The sequence below is a fragment of the Pararhodobacter zhoushanensis genome (assembly GCF_003990445.1).
Lineage (GTDB): Bacteria > Pseudomonadota > Alphaproteobacteria > Rhodobacterales > Rhodobacteraceae > Pararhodobacter > Pararhodobacter zhoushanensis.
Genome location: NZ_REEZ01000001.1, coordinates 326,694 through 342,377 on the forward strand (window position 1 = coordinate 326,694; position 15,684 = coordinate 342,377).

Here is a 15,684-nt window from a genome sequence, read left to right on the forward strand (position 1 = left end):
TCAGACCGTCGGTATTCCCTGCTCGATACAATCGGCCACCGTCACTTCGGCGTCGATTGTCCGAAATCCCCGTGGCAGCGACGGTGACACGGTATACACCGCATCCGCCTGCCACAGAGCACCCTCGTTGTTCACCGTGGTGCGCACGTGTCGCGCAAAGCCATAGCCACGGATCAGCGCGTATTGCGCTGCCGCACAGCGGGCATAGACGATGGGATCCTGGGTATCGCGTGCACCCTCCATCGCCACCACGAAATGGACCAGATCACCGTCCAGCAGCTGCGTTTGCACGCCCCGGTAAACGGCGTCTTCCGGCGCACCCAGCACCGCGTCACCCGGCTGCGGTGCGGCAGTGCCGCATCCCGCCAGTCCGATCAGGACCAGCGCCAGGGAGAGCGTGAAGGGAGCGCCAAGCGTCATGCGTTACTCCGCCGCCATCGGCTGCGCTTTGCGCGCCGCCGCCGATGCGCTCAGCTCGGCCATCAGGCCAGAGGCGCGCGCAATCGGATTGGACAGGTAGAAATCCTTGACCGCCGGGCGGAAGCTGGCATCGCCCAGCTTGCCCGCTTCCAGCGGCTGCCAGTCGTTCTCCGGCACCTCGTCGATCATCTCGAGATGCGGCACGGCGGCAACCAGATGGCTGCGCAGCGCGCCAAGGCTGTCCCACGGCAGCACCGTGCCGACCTCAGCCGACAGGGCGCGCAGGATGGCCCAGTTTTCCTTGGCCTCACCCGGCGCAAACCCGGCGCGAAGCGCCAGTTGCGGACGACCTTCTGTGTTGACGAAGATCCCGTTCTCTTCGGTATACGCAGCACCCGGCAGGATCACGTCGGCGCGGTGCGCCCCGCGGTCGCCGTGGCTGCCCTGATAGATCACGAAGGGACCGGCATCGATGTCCAGCTCATCCGCGCCCAGATTATAGACGACATCCGCGCCGTCGGTCGCGGCTTGCAGCCCGCCCTCGGTCACAGCGCCGATATCCAGCGCGCCAACGCGGCTGGCGGCGGTGTGCAGGACCATCAGCTTCGACTGCGCGGCGTCGGCCATTTTCATGCAGGTGCCCAGAACGGCAAGGCCATCGGCTTCATTCAGGGCGCCCTGCCCGATGATCATCACGCCCGGCACGCCGTGCTTCTCGCTGTGATCCATCGCAGCCAGTTTTGCCAAAGCAGCGCGGTCGGTGCCGATCTCGCTGACGTCATAGGTCAGGTCCGCCGGCTGGCCGATCCGCGCAACCTTGGCACCGTTGAGCCACGCCTTGCGGATACGCGCGTTCAGCACCGGCGCTTCTTCGCGCGGGTTGGTGCCTATCAGCAGGATCATCTTGGCGGAATCGATGTCCTCGATCGTCGCATTGCCCACATAGGCCGAACGGTTGCCCGCTGGAACACGGCTGCCGTCAACGCGGGCTTCCACCGAACCGCCAAGGCCTTCGACCAGCGTTTTGAGCGAATAGGCCGCCTCGGTCGACACCAGATCACCGATCAGGCCCGCCACTTTCGTGGCACCCTTCAGCTTGGCACCCACCAATTTCAGCGCCTCATCCCAGCCCGCTTTGCGCAGTTTGCCGTTTTCACGGATATACGGCGTGTCCAGACGCTGGCGTTTCAGCCCGTCCCAGACGAAGCGCGTCTTGTCCGAAATCCACTCTTCGTTAACGCCGTCATGGTTGCGCGGCAGGATGCGCATCACTTCGCGGCCCTTGGTGTCAACGCGGATGTTGGACCCCAGCGCATCCATCACGTCGATGGATTCGGTTTTGGTCAGTTCCCACGGGCGGGCGGTGAAGGCGTAGGGTTTGGACACCAAAGCGCCCACCGGGCACAGGTCGATGATGTTGCCCTGCAGGTTCGAATCCAGCGTCTGGTTCAGATAGCTGGTGATCTCGGCATCTTCACCGCGCCCGGTCTGACCCATCTGCGTGATGCCCGCGACCTCGGTGGTGAAGCGCACACAGCGCGTGCAACTGATGCAGCGCGTCATGTGGGTTTCGACCAGCGGGCCCAGATCCAGATCTTCGGACGCGCGCTTGGGCTCGCGGAAACGGCTGAAATCAACGCCATAAGCCATGGCCTGATCCTGCAGATCGCACTCGCCGCCCTGATCGCAGATCGGGCAATCCAGCGGGTGGTTGATCAGCAGAAACTCCATCACGCCTTCGCGGGCCTTCTTGACCATCGGCGAGTTGGTTTTCACCACCGGCGGCTGGCCTTCCGGCCCGGGACGCAGATCCTTGACCTGCATCGCGCAGGACGCGGCGGGCTTGGGCGGGCCGCCGACGACCTCGACCAGACACATGCGGCAGTTCCCCGCAATCGACAGGCGCTCGTGGTAGCAGAAGCGCGGCACTTCGACGCCGGCCACTTCACACGCCTGGATGAGGGTCATCGCGGGATGAACCTCGACCTCGCGGCCATCGATGATGATCTTGCGGAGATCTGACATGGCTTACCTTGCTCTCAGAAGTTCACCGGCCTGACTGCCGGCAGCGATCTCGGACAGGCCGAGCGCGCAATAGGTGTCCGGTGCGCCCTCGCGCACCCCGTGTTCGGCGAAATACGCCATAACCTCGGCGCGCATGCGCGTTTCGGTCGAATCGGCGGTCTGGAAGGCGCGGATTTCCTGACGCGAATACCCGCGCGAGCGCGCCTCATTGTACAGGCCCAGCACAAACCCCGTCGCCCGCAGGGTTCGCGCCTCAATCGTCTCGCAGTTCTTGCGGATCTCATCGGCCACGGCCAGCGAGAACAGATCGCGCCAGATTTGCGGATCCGCCTGCAGCGTTGCGTTGATCTCTTCCTGTGAGGTCGCCTGAACCGGGGCGGCAATCCCCAAAGTGGCCGCGACGACCGCACCAAAAGCAGCGTGTTTGATCGACATGAGTGATCCTTCCCTTACGCGCAGGAGTGCGCGCGAGAGAGATAGCACAGTCATGGGAACACGCGTGATCACACCCGCGAGGCCCGCGCACGCCGTCAGAGCCGCCGAAAGGCGGTCCTGAGCGATGTGAGCAGGGAAAGCGGTGTGCGTCATGATCTTACTCGGCGGCCACGGCCGAAACCCGGCCGGTTTTCTGCGAACGTACGCGATCTTCGATCACGTCGCGGAAGTTGCGGATCAGGCCCTGGATCGGCCACGCAGCGGCATCGCCGAGCGCGCAAATCGTATGGCCTTCGACCTGCTTGGTCACGTCCCACAGCATGTCGATCTCTTCCAGCTCGGCCTCGCCTTTGACCAGACGGTCCATGACGCGCATCATCCAGCCGGTGCCTTCACGGCAGGGCGTACACTGGCCGCAGCTTTCGTGCTTGTAGAACGCCGACAGACGCCAGATCGCCTTGATGATGTCGGTGGATTTATCCATCACGATCACCGCAGCGGTGCCCAGTCCCGAGCCCAGATCGTTGCGCAGATAGTCGAAGTCCATGATCGCGTCGCGCATCTTTTCGCCGCGCACCAGCGGCACGGACGAGCCGCCGGGGATCACCGCCAGCAGGTTGTCCCAGCCGCCGCGAATGCCGCCGCAATGCTTCTCGATCAGTTCTTCAAAGCTGATCGACATCGCTTCTTCGACGACGCAGGGGTTGTTCACATGGCCCGAGATCGCGAAGAGCTTGGTGCCCGCGTTGTTCGGACGGCCAAAGCCCGCGAACCACGCGCCGCCCCGGCGCAGGATGGTCGGCACAACGGCAATCGACTCGACGTTGTTCACCGTGGTCGGGCAGCCATAGAGGCCCGCGCCCGCCGGGAACGGCGGCTTCATGCGCGGCATGCCCTTGCGGCCTTCCAGCGACTCCAGCAGCGCGGTTTCTTCGCCGCAGATATAGGCCCCGGCGCCGTGGTGCAGGTAGATGTCGAAATCCCAGCCCGAGCCGCAGGCGTTCTTGCCGACCAGACCGGCATCATAGGCCTCGTCAATCGCGGCTTGAAGGGCCTCACGCTCGCGGATGTATTCGCCGCGGATGTAGATGTAGCAGGCATGCGCGTTCATCGCGAAGGAGGCGATCAGACAACCCTCGATCAGGGTATGCGGATCATGGCGCATGATCTCGCGGTCCTTGCAGGTGCCCGGCTCGGATTCGTCAGCGTTCACGACCAGATAGGCCGGACGACCGTCGCTTTCCTTGGGCATGAAGGACCACTTCAGACCGGTCGGAAAGCCCGCGCCCCCGCGACCGCGCAGGCCCGAGGCTTTCATCTCGGTCACAATCCAGTCGCGGCCCTTGCCGATGATGTCCTTGGTCCCGTCCCAATGGCCACGCGCCTGCGCGCCTTTCAGCGAACGGTCGTACATGCCGTAGATGTTGGTAAAGATCCGGTCTTGATCCTTCAGCATCGCTCAATCCTTCGCCTCGGGGGCCTTGTTCGTCCGGCGTGACCGCCAGAGCCCGTATAACAACCACAGCGCCATCGTGAACCCGGCAAGTGCTGCCAGATCGAAGAAGGCAAGGGTCCGTTGGGTCCAGCCCAGCGAGTCCCCCAGCGCCAGCGCGCCAACCCAAACCAGGGCGGTGATCACAATCACCAGCGCGATCACGCGCCCTTGCCGTATCTGATCCGCGTTGTGCTGCATACCGCTCTGTCAGTCCCTCAGTACACGTCGCCCTTGTCGACGCGCTTGGAAAATTCCGTCTCACCACCTTCGGCCAGCTGCTTGGCTTGCGAAACCCATTCGTCACGGGTCACGCGGCCCTTGAAGCCTTCGAGGTTGCTGTCCACCCAGGCGATTTCCTGCGGTGTCCAGGCGGCAATCTGGTCGAAGTGGTAAAAGCCCATGCTGTTGCACAGGGTTTCCAGTTTCGGGCCGATGCCCTTGATTTTCTTCAGATCATCCGCCTTGCCGTCGCGCGCGCCTTCCAGCGCGGCGGGGCGGGTTTGATCGGCTTCGGCGATCTCGGTCGCCGCCGGCTGAACGGCAGCCGCCGCAGCCTCGGGCTGAGCCGGGATCTGACCAGCTTTCTCCGCCGGGATCGGCTGCTTGGTTTCCGCCGGCGCCTTGCCCAGACGCGGCGAGACCGGCTTGCCATCGGCGCGGGTCGTTTTCACCGGCTTGTCGCTGCGGTCCAGCCATGGCGTCAGGATCGGCACTTCGGTGCCGTCGATCCGCTTGATCGTATCGCCCAGCTCAACCGCCAGCGCCACCGAACCGTTGTGATACTCGGTCCGCTCGCCCTCATTCAGGCTGGTCAGCCCCGAAAGCGGCTCGGACGTGAAGCGACCGTTCTGCGGGCCCGGCGTCGGAACTCGCCCAGCGGCCATTTCATCCAGAATCCACGACAGTTTCTCGGCCGTCAGATCCTCGTAATAATCCTTGCCAATCTGCACCATGGGCGCGTTGGCACAGGACCCAAGGCATTCCACCTCTTCCCACGAGAACTTGCCATCCGCCGACAGCGCGTGAGCGGACGTGGCGATCTTGTCTTTGCAGACGCCGATCAGATCCTCGGCCCCGCAGATCATGCACGACAGCGTGCCGCAGACCTGCACATGCGCAACCGAGCCGGTCGGGACCAGCTGGAACATGAAGTAGAAGGTCGCAACCTCAAGAGCGCGGATATAGGCCATGCCCAGCATGTCCGCGACGGTCTCGATCGCCGGACGGGTCAGCCACCCCTCCTGCTCCTGGGCACGCCACAGCAGCGGAATGATCGCCGAGGCCTGACGCCCCTCAGGGTATTTGCTGATCTGGCCCTGCGCCCATTCCATGTTGGCGGGCGTGAAAGCAAAACTCGCGGGCTGTTCGTGATGCAGACGACGTAGCATCAAAGCGCTCCTGACTGGCACCGGCCATGGGCCGGGGGTATGCTGCCCGCCATGGCGGACGTAAGGCTGACGGACTGGCTCATTCGCTGGCCCGTTCTTCGATGACGACCCCAGGGGCCGGATGTGTTTCGTCCCATGCGGCGAGCAGCGCGGCCAGTGCCGGGGCGTCGGTCGCAGGATCGGCGGCGCAGGTGGCCTCGCTCAGGCGCAGCTCGGTGCCGTCTTCAGTGACGCTGGCCATATCACTATCGACCAGCACCGCCACGATGTCGCGCGTCTCAATCGGCGTGAAACCCAGCGGCGGCAGAACGTCTTGCGCGGCGTCTTCGGTCAGCACGCAGTCAATTCCGCGCAGGGTCGCGATCAGTTCGGCACCGCGCGCAGGATCGAACTCGGGGCGCCAGACCTCGATGCTGGTTTCTTGCGCTTCGAACGCCTGCGTGATCATCGCCAGCGAGGCATCTTCACCCGCGTTGCACAGGATCGGCTGCAGGCTCAGCACCGACATATCGGCCGAGATCGACACCAGACCGGCCCCGTAGAGCGTATCGACAAAGGCCTGAACCTCGACCGCGTCCAGACCCAGCGGACCCAAAGCTGCCTCGGCCTGATCACTGGCCATGGCACACTCATTGGTGCGAATGGCATCCACCATCAGCGCCGCACGTTCGGGCGTGAAGGCCAGCGCAGGCGCTGCCAGCAAAGACAGGATCAGGGTCGGAGCCGCGATCTTCACCGATCAACCTCACCGAACACGATATCCATGGTGCCGATGATCGCGGCAACGTCAGCCAGCAGGTGCCCCGAAGCAACGTGGTCCATCGACTGCAGATGCAGGAAGCCCGGCGCGCGCAGCTTGGCGCGGTAAGGTTTGTTGGTGCCGTCGGCGACCAGATAGACGCCGAACTCACCCTTGGGAGCCTCGACAGCGGCGTAAACCTCACCGGCGGGAACGTGGAACCCTTCGGTGTAGAGTTTGAAGTGATGGATCAGCGATTCCATCGAGGTCTTCATATCGCCACGCGACGGCGGGGTGATCTTGCCCCGCGCCAGAACCTCGCCCTGCCCTTCGGGCGCGCGCAGTTTGGCGATGGCCTGACGGATGATCGACACCGACTGGCGCATCTCTTCCATGCGGACCAGATAGCGATCATAGCAATCGCCGTTCTTGCCGATGGGGATCTGGAAGTCGAACTCGTCGTAGCATTCATAGGGCTGCGAACGACGCAGATCCCAGGCCAGACCCGAACCGCGCACCATCACACCGGAATAGCCCCATTGCTGGATCTCTTCTTCGGTGATCACGCCAATATCGGCGTTGCGCTGTTTGAAGATGCGGTTCTCGGTCAGGAGACCATCAATGTCGGCCAGAACGGCCGGGAACGCCTCGGCCCAGGCCTCGATATCGTCGATCAGCGCGGGCGGCAGGTCCTGATGGACGCCGCCGGGGCGGAAATAGGCGGCGTGGAACCGGGCGCCCGAGGCGCGCTCGTAGAAGATGCAGAGCTTCTCACGCTCGACAAAGCCCCACAGCGGCGGGGTCAGCGCGCCGACGTCCATGGCCTGCGTGGTGACGTTGAGCAGGTGGTTCAGCACCCGGCCGATTTCCGAATACAGCACGCGGATCAGCGAGGCGCGGCGCGGCACGACAGTGCCGGTCAGCCGCTCGATCGCCAGACACCAGGCGTGTTCCTGGTTCATCGGCGCGACATAGTCGAGCCGGTCGAAATACGGCAGGTTCTGCAGATAGGTGCGGCTTTCCATCAGCTTCTCGGTGCCGCGATGCAGCAGGCCGATATGCGGGTCGCACCGCTCGACGATCTCACCGTCCAACTCCAGCACCAGACGCAGCACGCCGTGTGCCGCCGGGTGCTGAGGCCCGAAGTTGATGTTGAAGTTGCGGATCTTCTGTTCGCCCGTCTGGGCGTCCGTAAAGCCTTTGGATCCGTCCATCATCGCTGCAACCTCCGTCGCATAATCAACATCCCCTTCACGCTGCCACCGACCCACGCGCGAAACGCTCGTGCCAGGCCGCTGGAACCGCATCACCGAGTGCCGCGCATACGGCCTCGTACTGGGGGCGGAAAAATTCTGTTGCGCGCTCGATCTGATCGGGGCGCAGGGTGGCACTGACGCCTTCCAGACGGGGAGACGTATCCGTCAGAGGCATCGGTGAGAGACCCAGAAACGCGCAGATCCGATCCAGCGTGGCCTGGGTAAAGAGATCTTCAAAGAACACGACCAGCCGCCGATGGGCCGGGACATGCCGCTGAAGGCGATCCAGCGTGGTCGCATAATCGCCGCGTGCCACCATCGCCTCAAGCCGCGGCCCGCCACTGGCCGAGAGGGCCTCATCGGCAATCTCACGCGCAGCGATCTCGACCGGGTCAGCCGCGTCGCCGGTAAGTTTGGCCATCATGCGAACACCGGACCAGAAGCGCGCGACTGGCTCACGCAGAATGAACAAAAAGCGCGTGGCCCCCAGACTGGCAGCACGGGCGAAACCCGCGTCATCCAGCATCCCATAGGCAGGCGTGATATCCAGAGCGACCGACCCGGGCGCAAGCCCTTCGGTCATCAGATCGATGTAGCCTTGATCATTGCCGCCCGGCTTTTCAACCAGATCCACCAGCCGCGACACCTTGGCCACCTCGCCTGCGGCATCGCCGCGCGCGCTCAACGCCTTCAGGCGCTTGAACATCAACACATAGCCAGCCCGCGTCAGGTTGGTAACCGTGTCGAAATAATGCACTTCCTTGATCGGAAACGCTCGGCAGTTCGGATGCCGGGAAAGCGTTTGATGCAGCCAGGTCGTTCCCGATTTCTGCGCGCCAACACCCATCAGGAGCGAAACTCCTGTTGGCCAGCGCAGCATGTTCGGGGCGGACGCGTCCATCACTTGGCCCTTTCGTCGCCCGGCAGAATGTACTTCGCGCCCTCCCAGGGCGACATGAAGTCGAACTGACGGTAGTCCTGCACCAGTTTGACAGGCTCATAAACGACCCGCTTGGCGGCTTCGTCGTAACGAACCTCGACATAACCGGTCGTCGGGAAATCCTTGCGCAGCGGGTGGCCGCGGAAACCGTAGTCGGTCAGAATGCGCCGCAGATCGGGGTGGCCCGAGAACAGGATGCCGAACATGTCGAACACTTCGCGTTCGAACCAATTGGCCGAGGGGTGCTCGAGCACGATCGACGGCACCATCTCATCGTCGCGCACCTGCGCGCGCAGACGAATGCGCTGGTTCCGGTACATCGACAGGAAGTGGTAAACCACGTCGAACCGCGCCCGGCGGGCGGGGTAGTCGACGGCGGTAATGTCAACCAGCGACGAGAACTTGCAGGTGACGTCGGTCTTGAGGAACCGCACCAACGCGGGCAGCGCGGCGGCGGTCACCGTCAGGGTCAGCTCGCCGAAGGCGACCTCGGACCCGATCACCGCGTCGGCCTGCTTGGTTGCGATATAGTCGCCCAGCTCTTGCAGCGCCTGGTCTTGTGCGTCGGACATGGGTGTCTCCCTCAGCGGATCAGGGTGCCGGTGCGGCGGATTTTCCGCTGCAGCTGCAGGATGCCGTAGAGCAGGGCTTCAGCGGTCGGCGGGCAGCCGGGGACGTAGATGTCCACGGGAACGATACGATCACAGCCACGCACCACCGAGTACGAATAGTGATAATAGCCGCCGCCATTGGCGCATGACCCCATCGAGATGACATAGCGCGGCTCTGGCATCTGGTCATAGACCTTACGCAGAGCCGGGGCCATCTTGTTGGTCAGGGTGCCGGCCACGATCATCAGATCCGACTGGCGCGGGCTGGCGCGCGGTGCGGTGCCGAAACGCTCAAGGTCATAGCGCGGCATCGAGGTGTGCATCATCTCGACGGCGCAGCAGGCCAGACCGAAGGTCATCCAGTGCAGCGAGCCGTTGCGCGCCCAGTTGATGATATCGGCGGTGGTGGTCAGCAGGAAACCCTTGTCCTGCAGCTCGGCGTTCAGCGCCTGCGTCGCGACCTCGCGGTCGGCACCGGCGGTGTTGGCTCCGGTCATCACTCCCATTCGAGAGCTCCCTTCTTCCACTCATAGGCAAAGCCGATGGTCAGCACGCCCAGGAACACCATCATCGACCAGAAGGCGACCATGCTCATATCCGCAAAGGCAACGGCCCAGGGGAACAGGAACGCGATTTCGAGGTCAAAAATGATGAACAAGATCGACACGAGGTAGAACCGTACGTCGAATTTCATCCGCGCATCGTCAAACGCGTTAAAGCCGCACTCATAAGCCGACACTTTTTCAGGGTCGGGATTGCGAACGGCGATCACCATGGCCGAGAGCATCAGAATGAGGCCCAGTCCGATGGAAATCACGAGAAAGATGACGATGGGGAGATAATCTCGGAGAAGGTCGTCCAAGGCTGGCTCCTTTGGCGCACGGTGCCCCGGGCGCTGCTCAAGTTGGCTCATGGCCCGTTTACTCCCGCCCGCCGCGCGGGTCAACCGAGGGCACCGGTGAACAGGTGTCTGTTTTCAAGGTTTTCCACGCCTGTCTGCAAACGGTTAAGAATTTTTTTGTCCGGCTTCGCTGCTGTGCGGCAATCTCAGGCATCGGAGGGCTGGCAGGACGACTCATACCGGGGGTGTCCGCAGGAGCAGGGCCGCGGTGCCGGGGGCATCGAGCCCCCGGCACCGCGGCGCGTGTTCCACGCGCAGGGGGCCAGCCCCCTCGGCCTGACGGCCTCACCCCCGGCGTATTTGTGGCAAGGTGAAAGGCACAACGGGCGCTGGATTGAAAGGCGGTGAGGAATTGCAGGAGGTTGGCGCGACAAGGGAACCTGCTTGCCCGATGACGGATGTGGTGCACGGGGGGCTGCATCGACAAGCTGGTCGGCGTCCTCATGCCTGCGCAGGCGCGACGCCACGCCGCAGCTATCGAGATGCGGCGGCGCAGCGAAGGTTGTGAGCAATTTGACCTAGATTTCCGGGGTTCTACGCCCCTCAAGCGCCGTTCACCCCGCCCAGGGCGCCTTGCGTTTGGCGAAGAACGCGTCGATGCCCTGCCCGGCCTCGTCACTTTCCCACCGCGCGACCAGCGCGCCGATGGAATGGTCAATGTCGGCTTGCGTGATCGCGCCGCCCAGCCGCAGCGTCAGGGCTTTGGCTTCGGCGACGGCTCCCGGAGCGCAGGCGAGATAGGGCGCGACCTCGGCTTCGACCGCCGCATCCAGATCGTCGGGCGCAACCGCGCGGGCCAGCAGACCCAGCGTCACCGCCTCGTCCGCGCCAAAGAGGCGGGCGGACATGAACACCCGCCGCGCCATGGCTTCGCCCATGCGCGCCAGCACATAGGGGCCGATGGTCGCCGGGATCAGCCCGAGCCGGGTCTCGGTCAGGCCAAAGCGCCCGGTGTTCGCCCCGATCGCCACATCGCAGACCGACATCATGCCGATGCCACCGCCATACGCCGGGCCTTGAATGCGCCCGATCAGCGGCTTGGGCAGCGTGTTGAGCGCGCCGAGCATCCCTGCAAGCCGCGCGGCCCCCGCCGCACGTTCGGCGCTGGAAGCTGCCATCTGCTCTTTCATCCAGCCCAGATCGCCCCCGGCGCAAAAGCTGGCCCCTGCCCCGGTAAGCACCACCACGCGCACGGCGTCATCGGCACCCAGCTGCGCCGCAGCCTGCGCCAGTTCGTCGATCATCGGCGCGGACATCGCGTTGTGCTTGTCGGGGCGGTTCAGGGTCAGCGTGGCGACGCCGCGGGGGTCGGTGTTCAGGGTGATGGTGTCGAAGCTCATAACGCGGCCCTCATGCTGCGGGCCAACTCGGCGGCACTGAGGATCAGCGCGCGGTCGAGGCCGGTGGAGAATCCCAGGGAATGCAAGCGGTCGAGCGCGGCCTCGGTCGCGACATTGCCCTGCGCCCCGGGCGCATAGGGGCAACCGCCCAGACCGCCCACGGCGGCGTCGAAGACCCGCAGGCCGAAGCCGAGGCTGGCCTCGATGTTGTCGCAGGCGCGCCCGCCGGTGTCGTGGTAGTGGCCCGCCAGCTGCGCGGCGGAGACCGCGCCGGTGACGGCAGTCAACATTGCGCTCAATGTCTCGGGCGTCGCCTTGCCGATCGTGTCGCCCAGACTGACCTCATAGCAGCCGAGCGCGATCAGACGCTCGGCCAGAGCGGCCACAGCACCCGGTGGGGTCGGGCCGTCGAAGGGGCAATCGGTGACGCAAGAGATATAGCCGCGCACCGGGATACCATCGGCTTGGGCGGCTTCAACGATGGGCAGGAAACGCTCGATGGACTCGGCAATGGAGCAGTTGAGATTGGCTTTCGAGAAACCCTCGGAGGCCGAGGCAAACACCGCGATCTCATCGGCGCGGGCCGCCTTGGCCCCCTCATAACCGCGCAGGTTCGGCGTGAGCGCGGCGTAGGAAATGCCGGGCGCGCGGGTGATCCCCGCCAGCACCTCGGCGCTGTCGGCCATCTGGGGCACCCATTTGGGCGAGACGAAACTGGCGACCTCGATCCGGCGGAACCCGGCGCGGCTCAGCAGATCGACCAGCGCGATCTTTTCCGCCGTCGGGATCAGGCGTTTTTCGTTCTGCAACCCGTCACGCGGGCCGACCTCGAAAATCTCGACCGTCTCAGTCACCGTAATACTCCTTGAGATAGAGCTCTGCCGTGCCATCGACCGCCTCGGCTGCGCTGAAGGCCGGGCGAGCTTTCAGCCGGGCGATCCAGTCCTGAACGCGCGGCAAGCCGTCAAGCCGGACGAAACGCGCGCCGATCATGGCCGAAGATCCGACCATGATATCCGCCGCCGAGAAGCCATCGAGCAGATACTCGCCATGCAGGGCGGTCTCAACGCCCTCAAGCACGCGGCGCAGGCGCAGGGCTTCGAGCTTTTGCACAACGGGGCTGCGGTCGGCAGGGCGCAGGGCGATATGATGGAAGGTCAGCTGCGCCAGATGCTGCGCGATGGTCTCGCCGTAATGCAGCCATTCCAGATACTTGCCACGCTCAGGCGAGCCGGGTGCGCGGCCCAGAGCGGGTGCGCGGGTCTCGCACAGGTACTCCAGAATCGCGCCGGATTCGAACAGCGCGCCACCATCGACTTCCACCGCCGGAACGCGTCCGGCGGGCGAGAGCGCCAGAAACGCCGGATCACGCAGCGCCTTGCCGGCAAAGCTGTGATAGCGGACCTCGTGGTCCAGACCGGCCTCGTGCAGGAACCACAGGATGCGGAAACTGCGCGATTGTGGCGCATGGTGCAGGGTGATCATGGCGGCTCTCCTCTGCCCGTCAGTTGAGCGGGCGGCGCGGCGCGGCGCAAGGGTGACGTTACGAAGATCACACCAGCGGCGTCAGCACCACGTCGCGCAGCGCGACCTCGGGCGTGTCGCCCGCGACCAGCGCCACCTTGAGCGGCCGACCGGCGCGGTCGGTTACCGCCAGCGCCGGGCCATCGGGGGCCAGATGCGCGTCGCCCCAGCGCATCAGCGCCAGAATCACCGGGGCCAGCGCCCTGCCCTGCGCGGTCAGGGCATAACCGCTGCGGGCGCGCGCGCCCTCATCGCGGTAGGGAACGCGGGTCAGCAAGCCGTGCTCGACCAACCGCGCCAACCGCTGGGTCAGCACCGAGCGCGGGATGCCCATATCGGCACGCATGTCGTCAAAACGGGTCACGCCATAGAAAGCCTCGCGCAGGATCAGCAGCGTCCAGCGGTCGCCGATGACGTCCAGCGCGCGGGCAGCGCCGCAGCGCTCGACCGGCACCGGGGCGCGGCGGGCAGAGGAAGCTGAGTTTGCCATTCGGACTTATCCTGGCCTAATCTGAGTTCGGAAATCGGTATCAGATTGGGTAGGGAAAGTCATGGCCATCGAGGGTGGGTGTTATTGTGGCGCGTTGCGCTATTCGATCGAAGGCGAGATGCCGCGCGGAGGCCTGTGCTTTTGCCGTGCCTGCCAGCATGCCTCGGGCGGGGGGCCGAATGCCTTCGGACTGGTCGCACCAGAGCGCTTTGTCTGGACGCGCGGCCAGCCCGCCGTGTTCACCCATCCCGACAAGGCCGACGCCGTGACCCGCGCCTTTTGCCTCGCCTGCGGGACGCAGGTAAGCACGCAGCGGCCCGGTCAGCGGGCGGTGATTGTCAAGATCGGCACGCTGGACCGGGCGCAGGATTGGTCAGGGCCGGGCTTTGCGATCTACACCGCGCAGAAAGCCCCCTGGCACGTCCTGCCCGAGGGTTTGCCCGCGTTCGCGGATCTGCCACCGCGATAAACCGCGCCCGCGACGGAAAACGGGCGGCGACCAAGGTCACCGCCCGTTCCTGTAGTCTCTGCAAAGGGTTGGGTCAGAGACCCAGCAGACCGCGCACCTGCGTCAGCGCAGCGCCCAGCAGTTCGGGGTTGTCGCGCGCGCCTTCCAGCGCCCGACGGGCGGTGGCTTTGCGCAGCGCGCTCATATCGGACGCGTTGATCGCGGCGATGGCCTGATCATAGTCGAAGCCTTCAGCGGTGAAGAGCGTCTCCAGCGGCGGCGTCGCCTCTGCCTCGACAGCGGCCTCGGCTTCGACCGACGCTTCCGGCGCGGCGGCAGCTTCAGGTGCGGCGGCGGGGGCTGCGGCTTGCGGCTCAGCAGCGGGTGCCGGGGCGGTTTCAGCAGCGGGCGCGACGTCTTGCGCCGGGGCAGCAGCTTCGGGAGCTGCGGCTTCGGGTTCAGCGGCAGGAGCCGCCTCGGTCACGGGCGCAGTCTCGGTCACTGGCGCGGCTTCGACGACCGGTGCGTCAGCGGCCGGAGCGGTGTCGGTCACCGAATCGCGCAGACGCTCAGTTGCCTGGCTGACCGCATCGCCGACGGCGTCGCTGGCTTCCTGGCCGATGCCGGTGGCGTTCTGCACGGCGTCCGAGACGGCCTCGCTGACCGCGTCGGTCGCCGCATCCACGGCCTCGGCCGCGGTTTCGGTTGCATCGGCGCCGGTCTCAGCCGCCTCTTCCATTGCGTCCTGAACCGCCTGCGTTGCCGTTTCGAGCGCGGTCGGCTCTTCGGCCTCGGCCGGCGGCGGTGCGACAGGCTCAACCGGTGCGACGGGCGCAGCGGCAGGCTCGGGTGCGGGTTGCGGCTGCGGCCGCTCACGCGAAACCCAGATACCCAGTCCGGCCGCCAGAACGATCGCGGCAACGATCAGGAGCTTTTTCATGACTAATCCTCAAAAACGCACTTCACAGATGATGTGGCATTGCCGTGCCGCAAACGCAATCCCGACGGGCAGATTTCTGCCACGTTTGCAGGACCAATCACGCGCACCACCTCTTGCAACTGAGCCTCTGCAGGGCTATTTTGCGGCCCGATAGATCATAGAAGGAATTCAACCATAGCCCGCAGACCCCACAATGCCCCGCCCAGCCGCGACACCGGACCCCGCGTCAATGACCGGATCCGCGCGCCTGAGATCCGCCTGATTGGTGCGGAAGGCGAAAACGTCGGGGTGGTGACGCCCGCACGGGCGATGCAGATGGCCCAGGAACTGGGTCTGGATCTGGTTGAGATCTCGCCGAACGCGGCGCCGCCGGTTTGCAAGATCATGGATTTCGGCAAGTTCAAGTACGAACAGCAAAAGCGTGAGGCCGAAGCACGCAAGAAGCAAAAGATCATCGAGATCAAGGAAATCAAGTTCCGTCCGGGCACCGACACGCATGACTATGACGTCAAGATGCGCTCGGTCGAGAAGTTCCTCGGCGAAGGCGATAAGGTCAAGGTGACGCTGCGCTTCCGCGGTCGCGAAATGGCGCACCAGCAGCTGGGCATGGAATTGCTCAACCGGGTTGCGGCGGATGTGAACGAGATCGGCAAGATCGAGAACTTCCCGCGGCTGGAAGGCCGTCAGATGGTGATGATGATCGCCCCGCGCTGATCAGCTCTTTTGCCAAAG

The 15,684-nt window shown here is 64.8% G+C and carries 19 protein-coding genes; 2 read left to right on the plus strand and 17 right to left on the minus strand.

Annotation, left to right across the window (positions count from 1 at the left end; genetic code table 11):
* The 16 genes from EAE28_RS01570 to EAE28_RS01645 all read right to left on the minus strand — a co-directional run bounded on the left by EAE28_RS01570 (window position 1) and on the right by EAE28_RS01645 (window position 13,564).
* Entirely contained in the window at window positions 1–420 is a 420-nt protein-coding gene (locus EAE28_RS01570) for a hypothetical protein (RefSeq protein ID WP_127104064.1), read from the minus strand.
* A 3-nt stretch (window positions 421–423) separates the two neighbouring features.
* On the minus strand, window positions 424–2,445 hold the full coding sequence (gene nuoG / locus EAE28_RS01575) for an NADH-quinone oxidoreductase subunit NuoG (protein WP_127104065.1): 2,022 nt from the start codon (window positions 2,443–2,445) through the stop codon (window positions 424–426).
* 3 nt (window positions 2,446–2,448) lie between these two features.
* Window positions 2,449–2,880, minus strand: a complete 432-nt coding sequence (locus tag EAE28_RS01580) for a DUF5333 domain-containing protein (RefSeq protein ID WP_127104066.1) — start codon at window positions 2,878–2,880, stop codon at window positions 2,449–2,451.
* A gap of 157 nt (window positions 2,881–3,037) precedes the next feature.
* Complete coding sequence (nuoF, locus tag EAE28_RS01585) at window positions 3,038–4,336, minus strand: NADH-quinone oxidoreductase subunit NuoF (protein ID WP_127104067.1); 1,299 nt, start codon at window positions 4,334–4,336, stop codon at window positions 3,038–3,040.
* Window positions 4,337–4,339: 3 nt separating this feature from the next.
* Entirely contained in the window at window positions 4,340–4,573 is a 234-nt protein-coding gene (locus EAE28_RS01590; RefSeq protein WP_127104068.1) for a DUF5337 domain-containing protein, read from the minus strand.
* 17 nt (window positions 4,574–4,590) lie between these two features.
* Window positions 4,591–5,763: an NADH-quinone oxidoreductase subunit E gene (locus tag EAE28_RS01595; RefSeq protein WP_127104069.1), complete on the minus strand. Its 1,173-nt coding sequence runs from the start codon at window positions 5,761–5,763 to the stop codon at window positions 4,591–4,593.
* 79 nt (window positions 5,764–5,842) lie between these two features.
* The gene (locus tag EAE28_RS01600) at window positions 5,843–6,499 is read right to left on the minus strand and encodes a hypothetical protein (RefSeq protein WP_127104070.1); all 657 of its coding nucleotides are present in this window, start codon (window positions 6,497–6,499) and stop codon (window positions 5,843–5,845) included.
* Entirely contained in the window at window positions 6,496–7,716 is a 1,221-nt protein-coding gene (locus tag EAE28_RS01605; protein ID WP_127104638.1) for an NADH-quinone oxidoreductase subunit D, read from the minus strand. The genes EAE28_RS01600 and EAE28_RS01605 overlap by 4 nt, the downstream gene beginning before the upstream one ends.
* 37 nt (window positions 7,717–7,753) lie before the next feature.
* A complete protein-coding gene (locus tag EAE28_RS01610) occupies window positions 7,754–8,659 on the minus strand; it encodes a sulfotransferase family protein (protein ID WP_127104071.1) in 906 nt (301 codons plus the stop codon).
* Window positions 8,659–9,270 (minus strand): NADH-quinone oxidoreductase subunit C, encoded by a 612-nt coding sequence (locus tag EAE28_RS01615; protein ID WP_127104072.1) that lies wholly within the window; start codon window positions 9,268–9,270, stop codon window positions 8,659–8,661. The genes EAE28_RS01610 and EAE28_RS01615 overlap by 1 nt, the downstream gene beginning before the upstream one ends.
* 11 nt (window positions 9,271–9,281) lie before the next feature.
* Window positions 9,282–9,806, minus strand: a complete 525-nt coding sequence (locus EAE28_RS01620) for a NuoB/complex I 20 kDa subunit family protein (RefSeq protein ID WP_127104073.1) — start codon at window positions 9,804–9,806, stop codon at window positions 9,282–9,284.
* A complete protein-coding gene (locus EAE28_RS01625) occupies window positions 9,806–10,171 on the minus strand; it encodes an NADH-quinone oxidoreductase subunit A (protein WP_127104074.1) in 366 nt (121 codons plus the stop codon). Before EAE28_RS01625 ends, EAE28_RS01620 begins: the two co-directional genes overlap by 1 nt.
* Window positions 10,172–10,764: 593 nt before the next feature.
* Window positions 10,765–11,550, minus strand: a complete 786-nt coding sequence (locus tag EAE28_RS01630; RefSeq protein WP_127104075.1) for a crotonase/enoyl-CoA hydratase family protein — start codon at window positions 11,548–11,550, stop codon at window positions 10,765–10,767.
* Complete coding sequence (locus tag EAE28_RS01635) at window positions 11,547–12,404, minus strand: hydroxymethylglutaryl-CoA lyase (protein ID WP_127104076.1); 858 nt, start codon at window positions 12,402–12,404, stop codon at window positions 11,547–11,549. The genes EAE28_RS01630 and EAE28_RS01635 overlap by 4 nt, the downstream gene beginning before the upstream one ends.
* Entirely contained in the window at window positions 12,397–13,035 is a 639-nt protein-coding gene (locus EAE28_RS01640; RefSeq protein ID WP_127104077.1) for a glutathione S-transferase family protein, read from the minus strand. The genes EAE28_RS01635 and EAE28_RS01640 overlap by 8 nt, the downstream gene beginning before the upstream one ends.
* Before the next feature lie 67 nt (window positions 13,036–13,102).
* Complete coding sequence (locus tag EAE28_RS01645) at window positions 13,103–13,564, minus strand: winged helix-turn-helix transcriptional regulator (RefSeq protein WP_127104078.1); 462 nt, start codon at window positions 13,562–13,564, stop codon at window positions 13,103–13,105.
* Window positions 13,565–13,625: 61 nt separating this feature from the next.
* Here EAE28_RS01645 and EAE28_RS01650 point away from each other — a divergent pair, with 61 nt between their 5' ends.
* Window positions 13,626–14,033, plus strand: a complete 408-nt coding sequence (locus EAE28_RS01650) for a GFA family protein (RefSeq protein ID WP_127104079.1) — start codon at window positions 13,626–13,628, stop codon at window positions 14,031–14,033.
* Window positions 14,034–14,106: 73 nt separating this feature from the next.
* Here EAE28_RS01650 and EAE28_RS01655 read toward each other — a convergent pair whose 3' ends face one another.
* Window positions 14,107–14,952 (minus strand): hypothetical protein, encoded by an 846-nt coding sequence (locus EAE28_RS01655; RefSeq protein WP_127104080.1) that lies wholly within the window; start codon window positions 14,950–14,952, stop codon window positions 14,107–14,109.
* Between the two features lie 174 nt (window positions 14,953–15,126).
* Between EAE28_RS01655 and infC the strand changes: the two genes are divergently transcribed.
* Window positions 15,127–15,666 (plus strand): translation initiation factor IF-3, encoded by a 540-nt coding sequence (infC, locus tag EAE28_RS01660; RefSeq protein WP_127104081.1) that lies wholly within the window; start codon window positions 15,127–15,129, stop codon window positions 15,664–15,666.
* The last annotated feature ends 18 nt before the right edge of the window (window positions 15,667–15,684 follow it).

What these genes read in the sequence shown, in the direction of transcription:
- EAE28_RS01570 (WP_127104064.1), bottom strand. Translation starts at nt 420, where the DNA reads ATGACGCTTGGCGCTCCCTTCACGCTCTCCCTGGCGCTGGTCCTGATC.
- nuoG (WP_127104065.1), bottom strand. Translation starts at nt 2,445, where the DNA reads ATGTCAGATCTCCGCAAGATCATCATCGATGGCCGCGAGGTCGAGGTT.
- EAE28_RS01580 (WP_127104066.1), bottom strand. Translation starts at nt 2,880, where the DNA reads ATGTCGATCAAACACGCTGCTTTTGGTGCGGTCGTCGCGGCCACTTTG.
- nuoF (WP_127104067.1), bottom strand. Translation starts at nt 4,336, where the DNA reads ATGCTGAAGGATCAAGACCGGATCTTTACCAACATCTACGGCATGTAC.
- EAE28_RS01590 (WP_127104068.1), bottom strand. Translation starts at nt 4,573, where the DNA reads ATGCAGCACAACGCGGATCAGATACGGCAAGGGCGCGTGATCGCGCTG.
- EAE28_RS01595 (WP_127104069.1), bottom strand. Translation starts at nt 5,763, where the DNA reads ATGCTACGTCGTCTGCATCACGAACAGCCCGCGAGTTTTGCTTTCACG.
- EAE28_RS01605 (WP_127104638.1), bottom strand. Translation starts at nt 7,716, where the DNA reads ATGGACGGATCCAAAGGCTTTACGGACGCCCAGACGGGCGAACAGAAG.
- EAE28_RS01610 (WP_127104071.1), bottom strand. Translation starts at nt 8,659, where the DNA reads ATGGACGCGTCCGCCCCGAACATGCTGCGCTGGCCAACAGGAGTTTCG.
- EAE28_RS01615 (WP_127104072.1), bottom strand. Translation starts at nt 9,270, where the DNA reads ATGTCCGACGCACAAGACCAGGCGCTGCAAGAGCTGGGCGACTATATC.
- EAE28_RS01620 (WP_127104073.1), bottom strand. Translation starts at nt 9,806, where the DNA reads ATGACCGGAGCCAACACCGCCGGTGCCGACCGCGAGGTCGCGACGCAG.
- EAE28_RS01630 (WP_127104075.1), bottom strand. Translation starts at nt 11,550, where the DNA reads ATGAGCTTCGACACCATCACCCTGAACACCGACCCCCGCGGCGTCGCC.
- EAE28_RS01640 (WP_127104077.1), bottom strand. Translation starts at nt 13,035, where the DNA reads ATGATCACCCTGCACCATGCGCCACAATCGCGCAGTTTCCGCATCCTG.
- EAE28_RS01645 (WP_127104078.1), bottom strand. Translation starts at nt 13,564, where the DNA reads ATGGCAAACTCAGCTTCCTCTGCCCGCCGCGCCCCGGTGCCGGTCGAG.
- EAE28_RS01650 (WP_127104079.1), top strand. Translation starts at nt 13,626, where the DNA reads ATGGCCATCGAGGGTGGGTGTTATTGTGGCGCGTTGCGCTATTCGATC.
- EAE28_RS01655 (WP_127104080.1), bottom strand. Translation starts at nt 14,952, where the DNA reads ATGAAAAAGCTCCTGATCGTTGCCGCGATCGTTCTGGCGGCCGGACTG.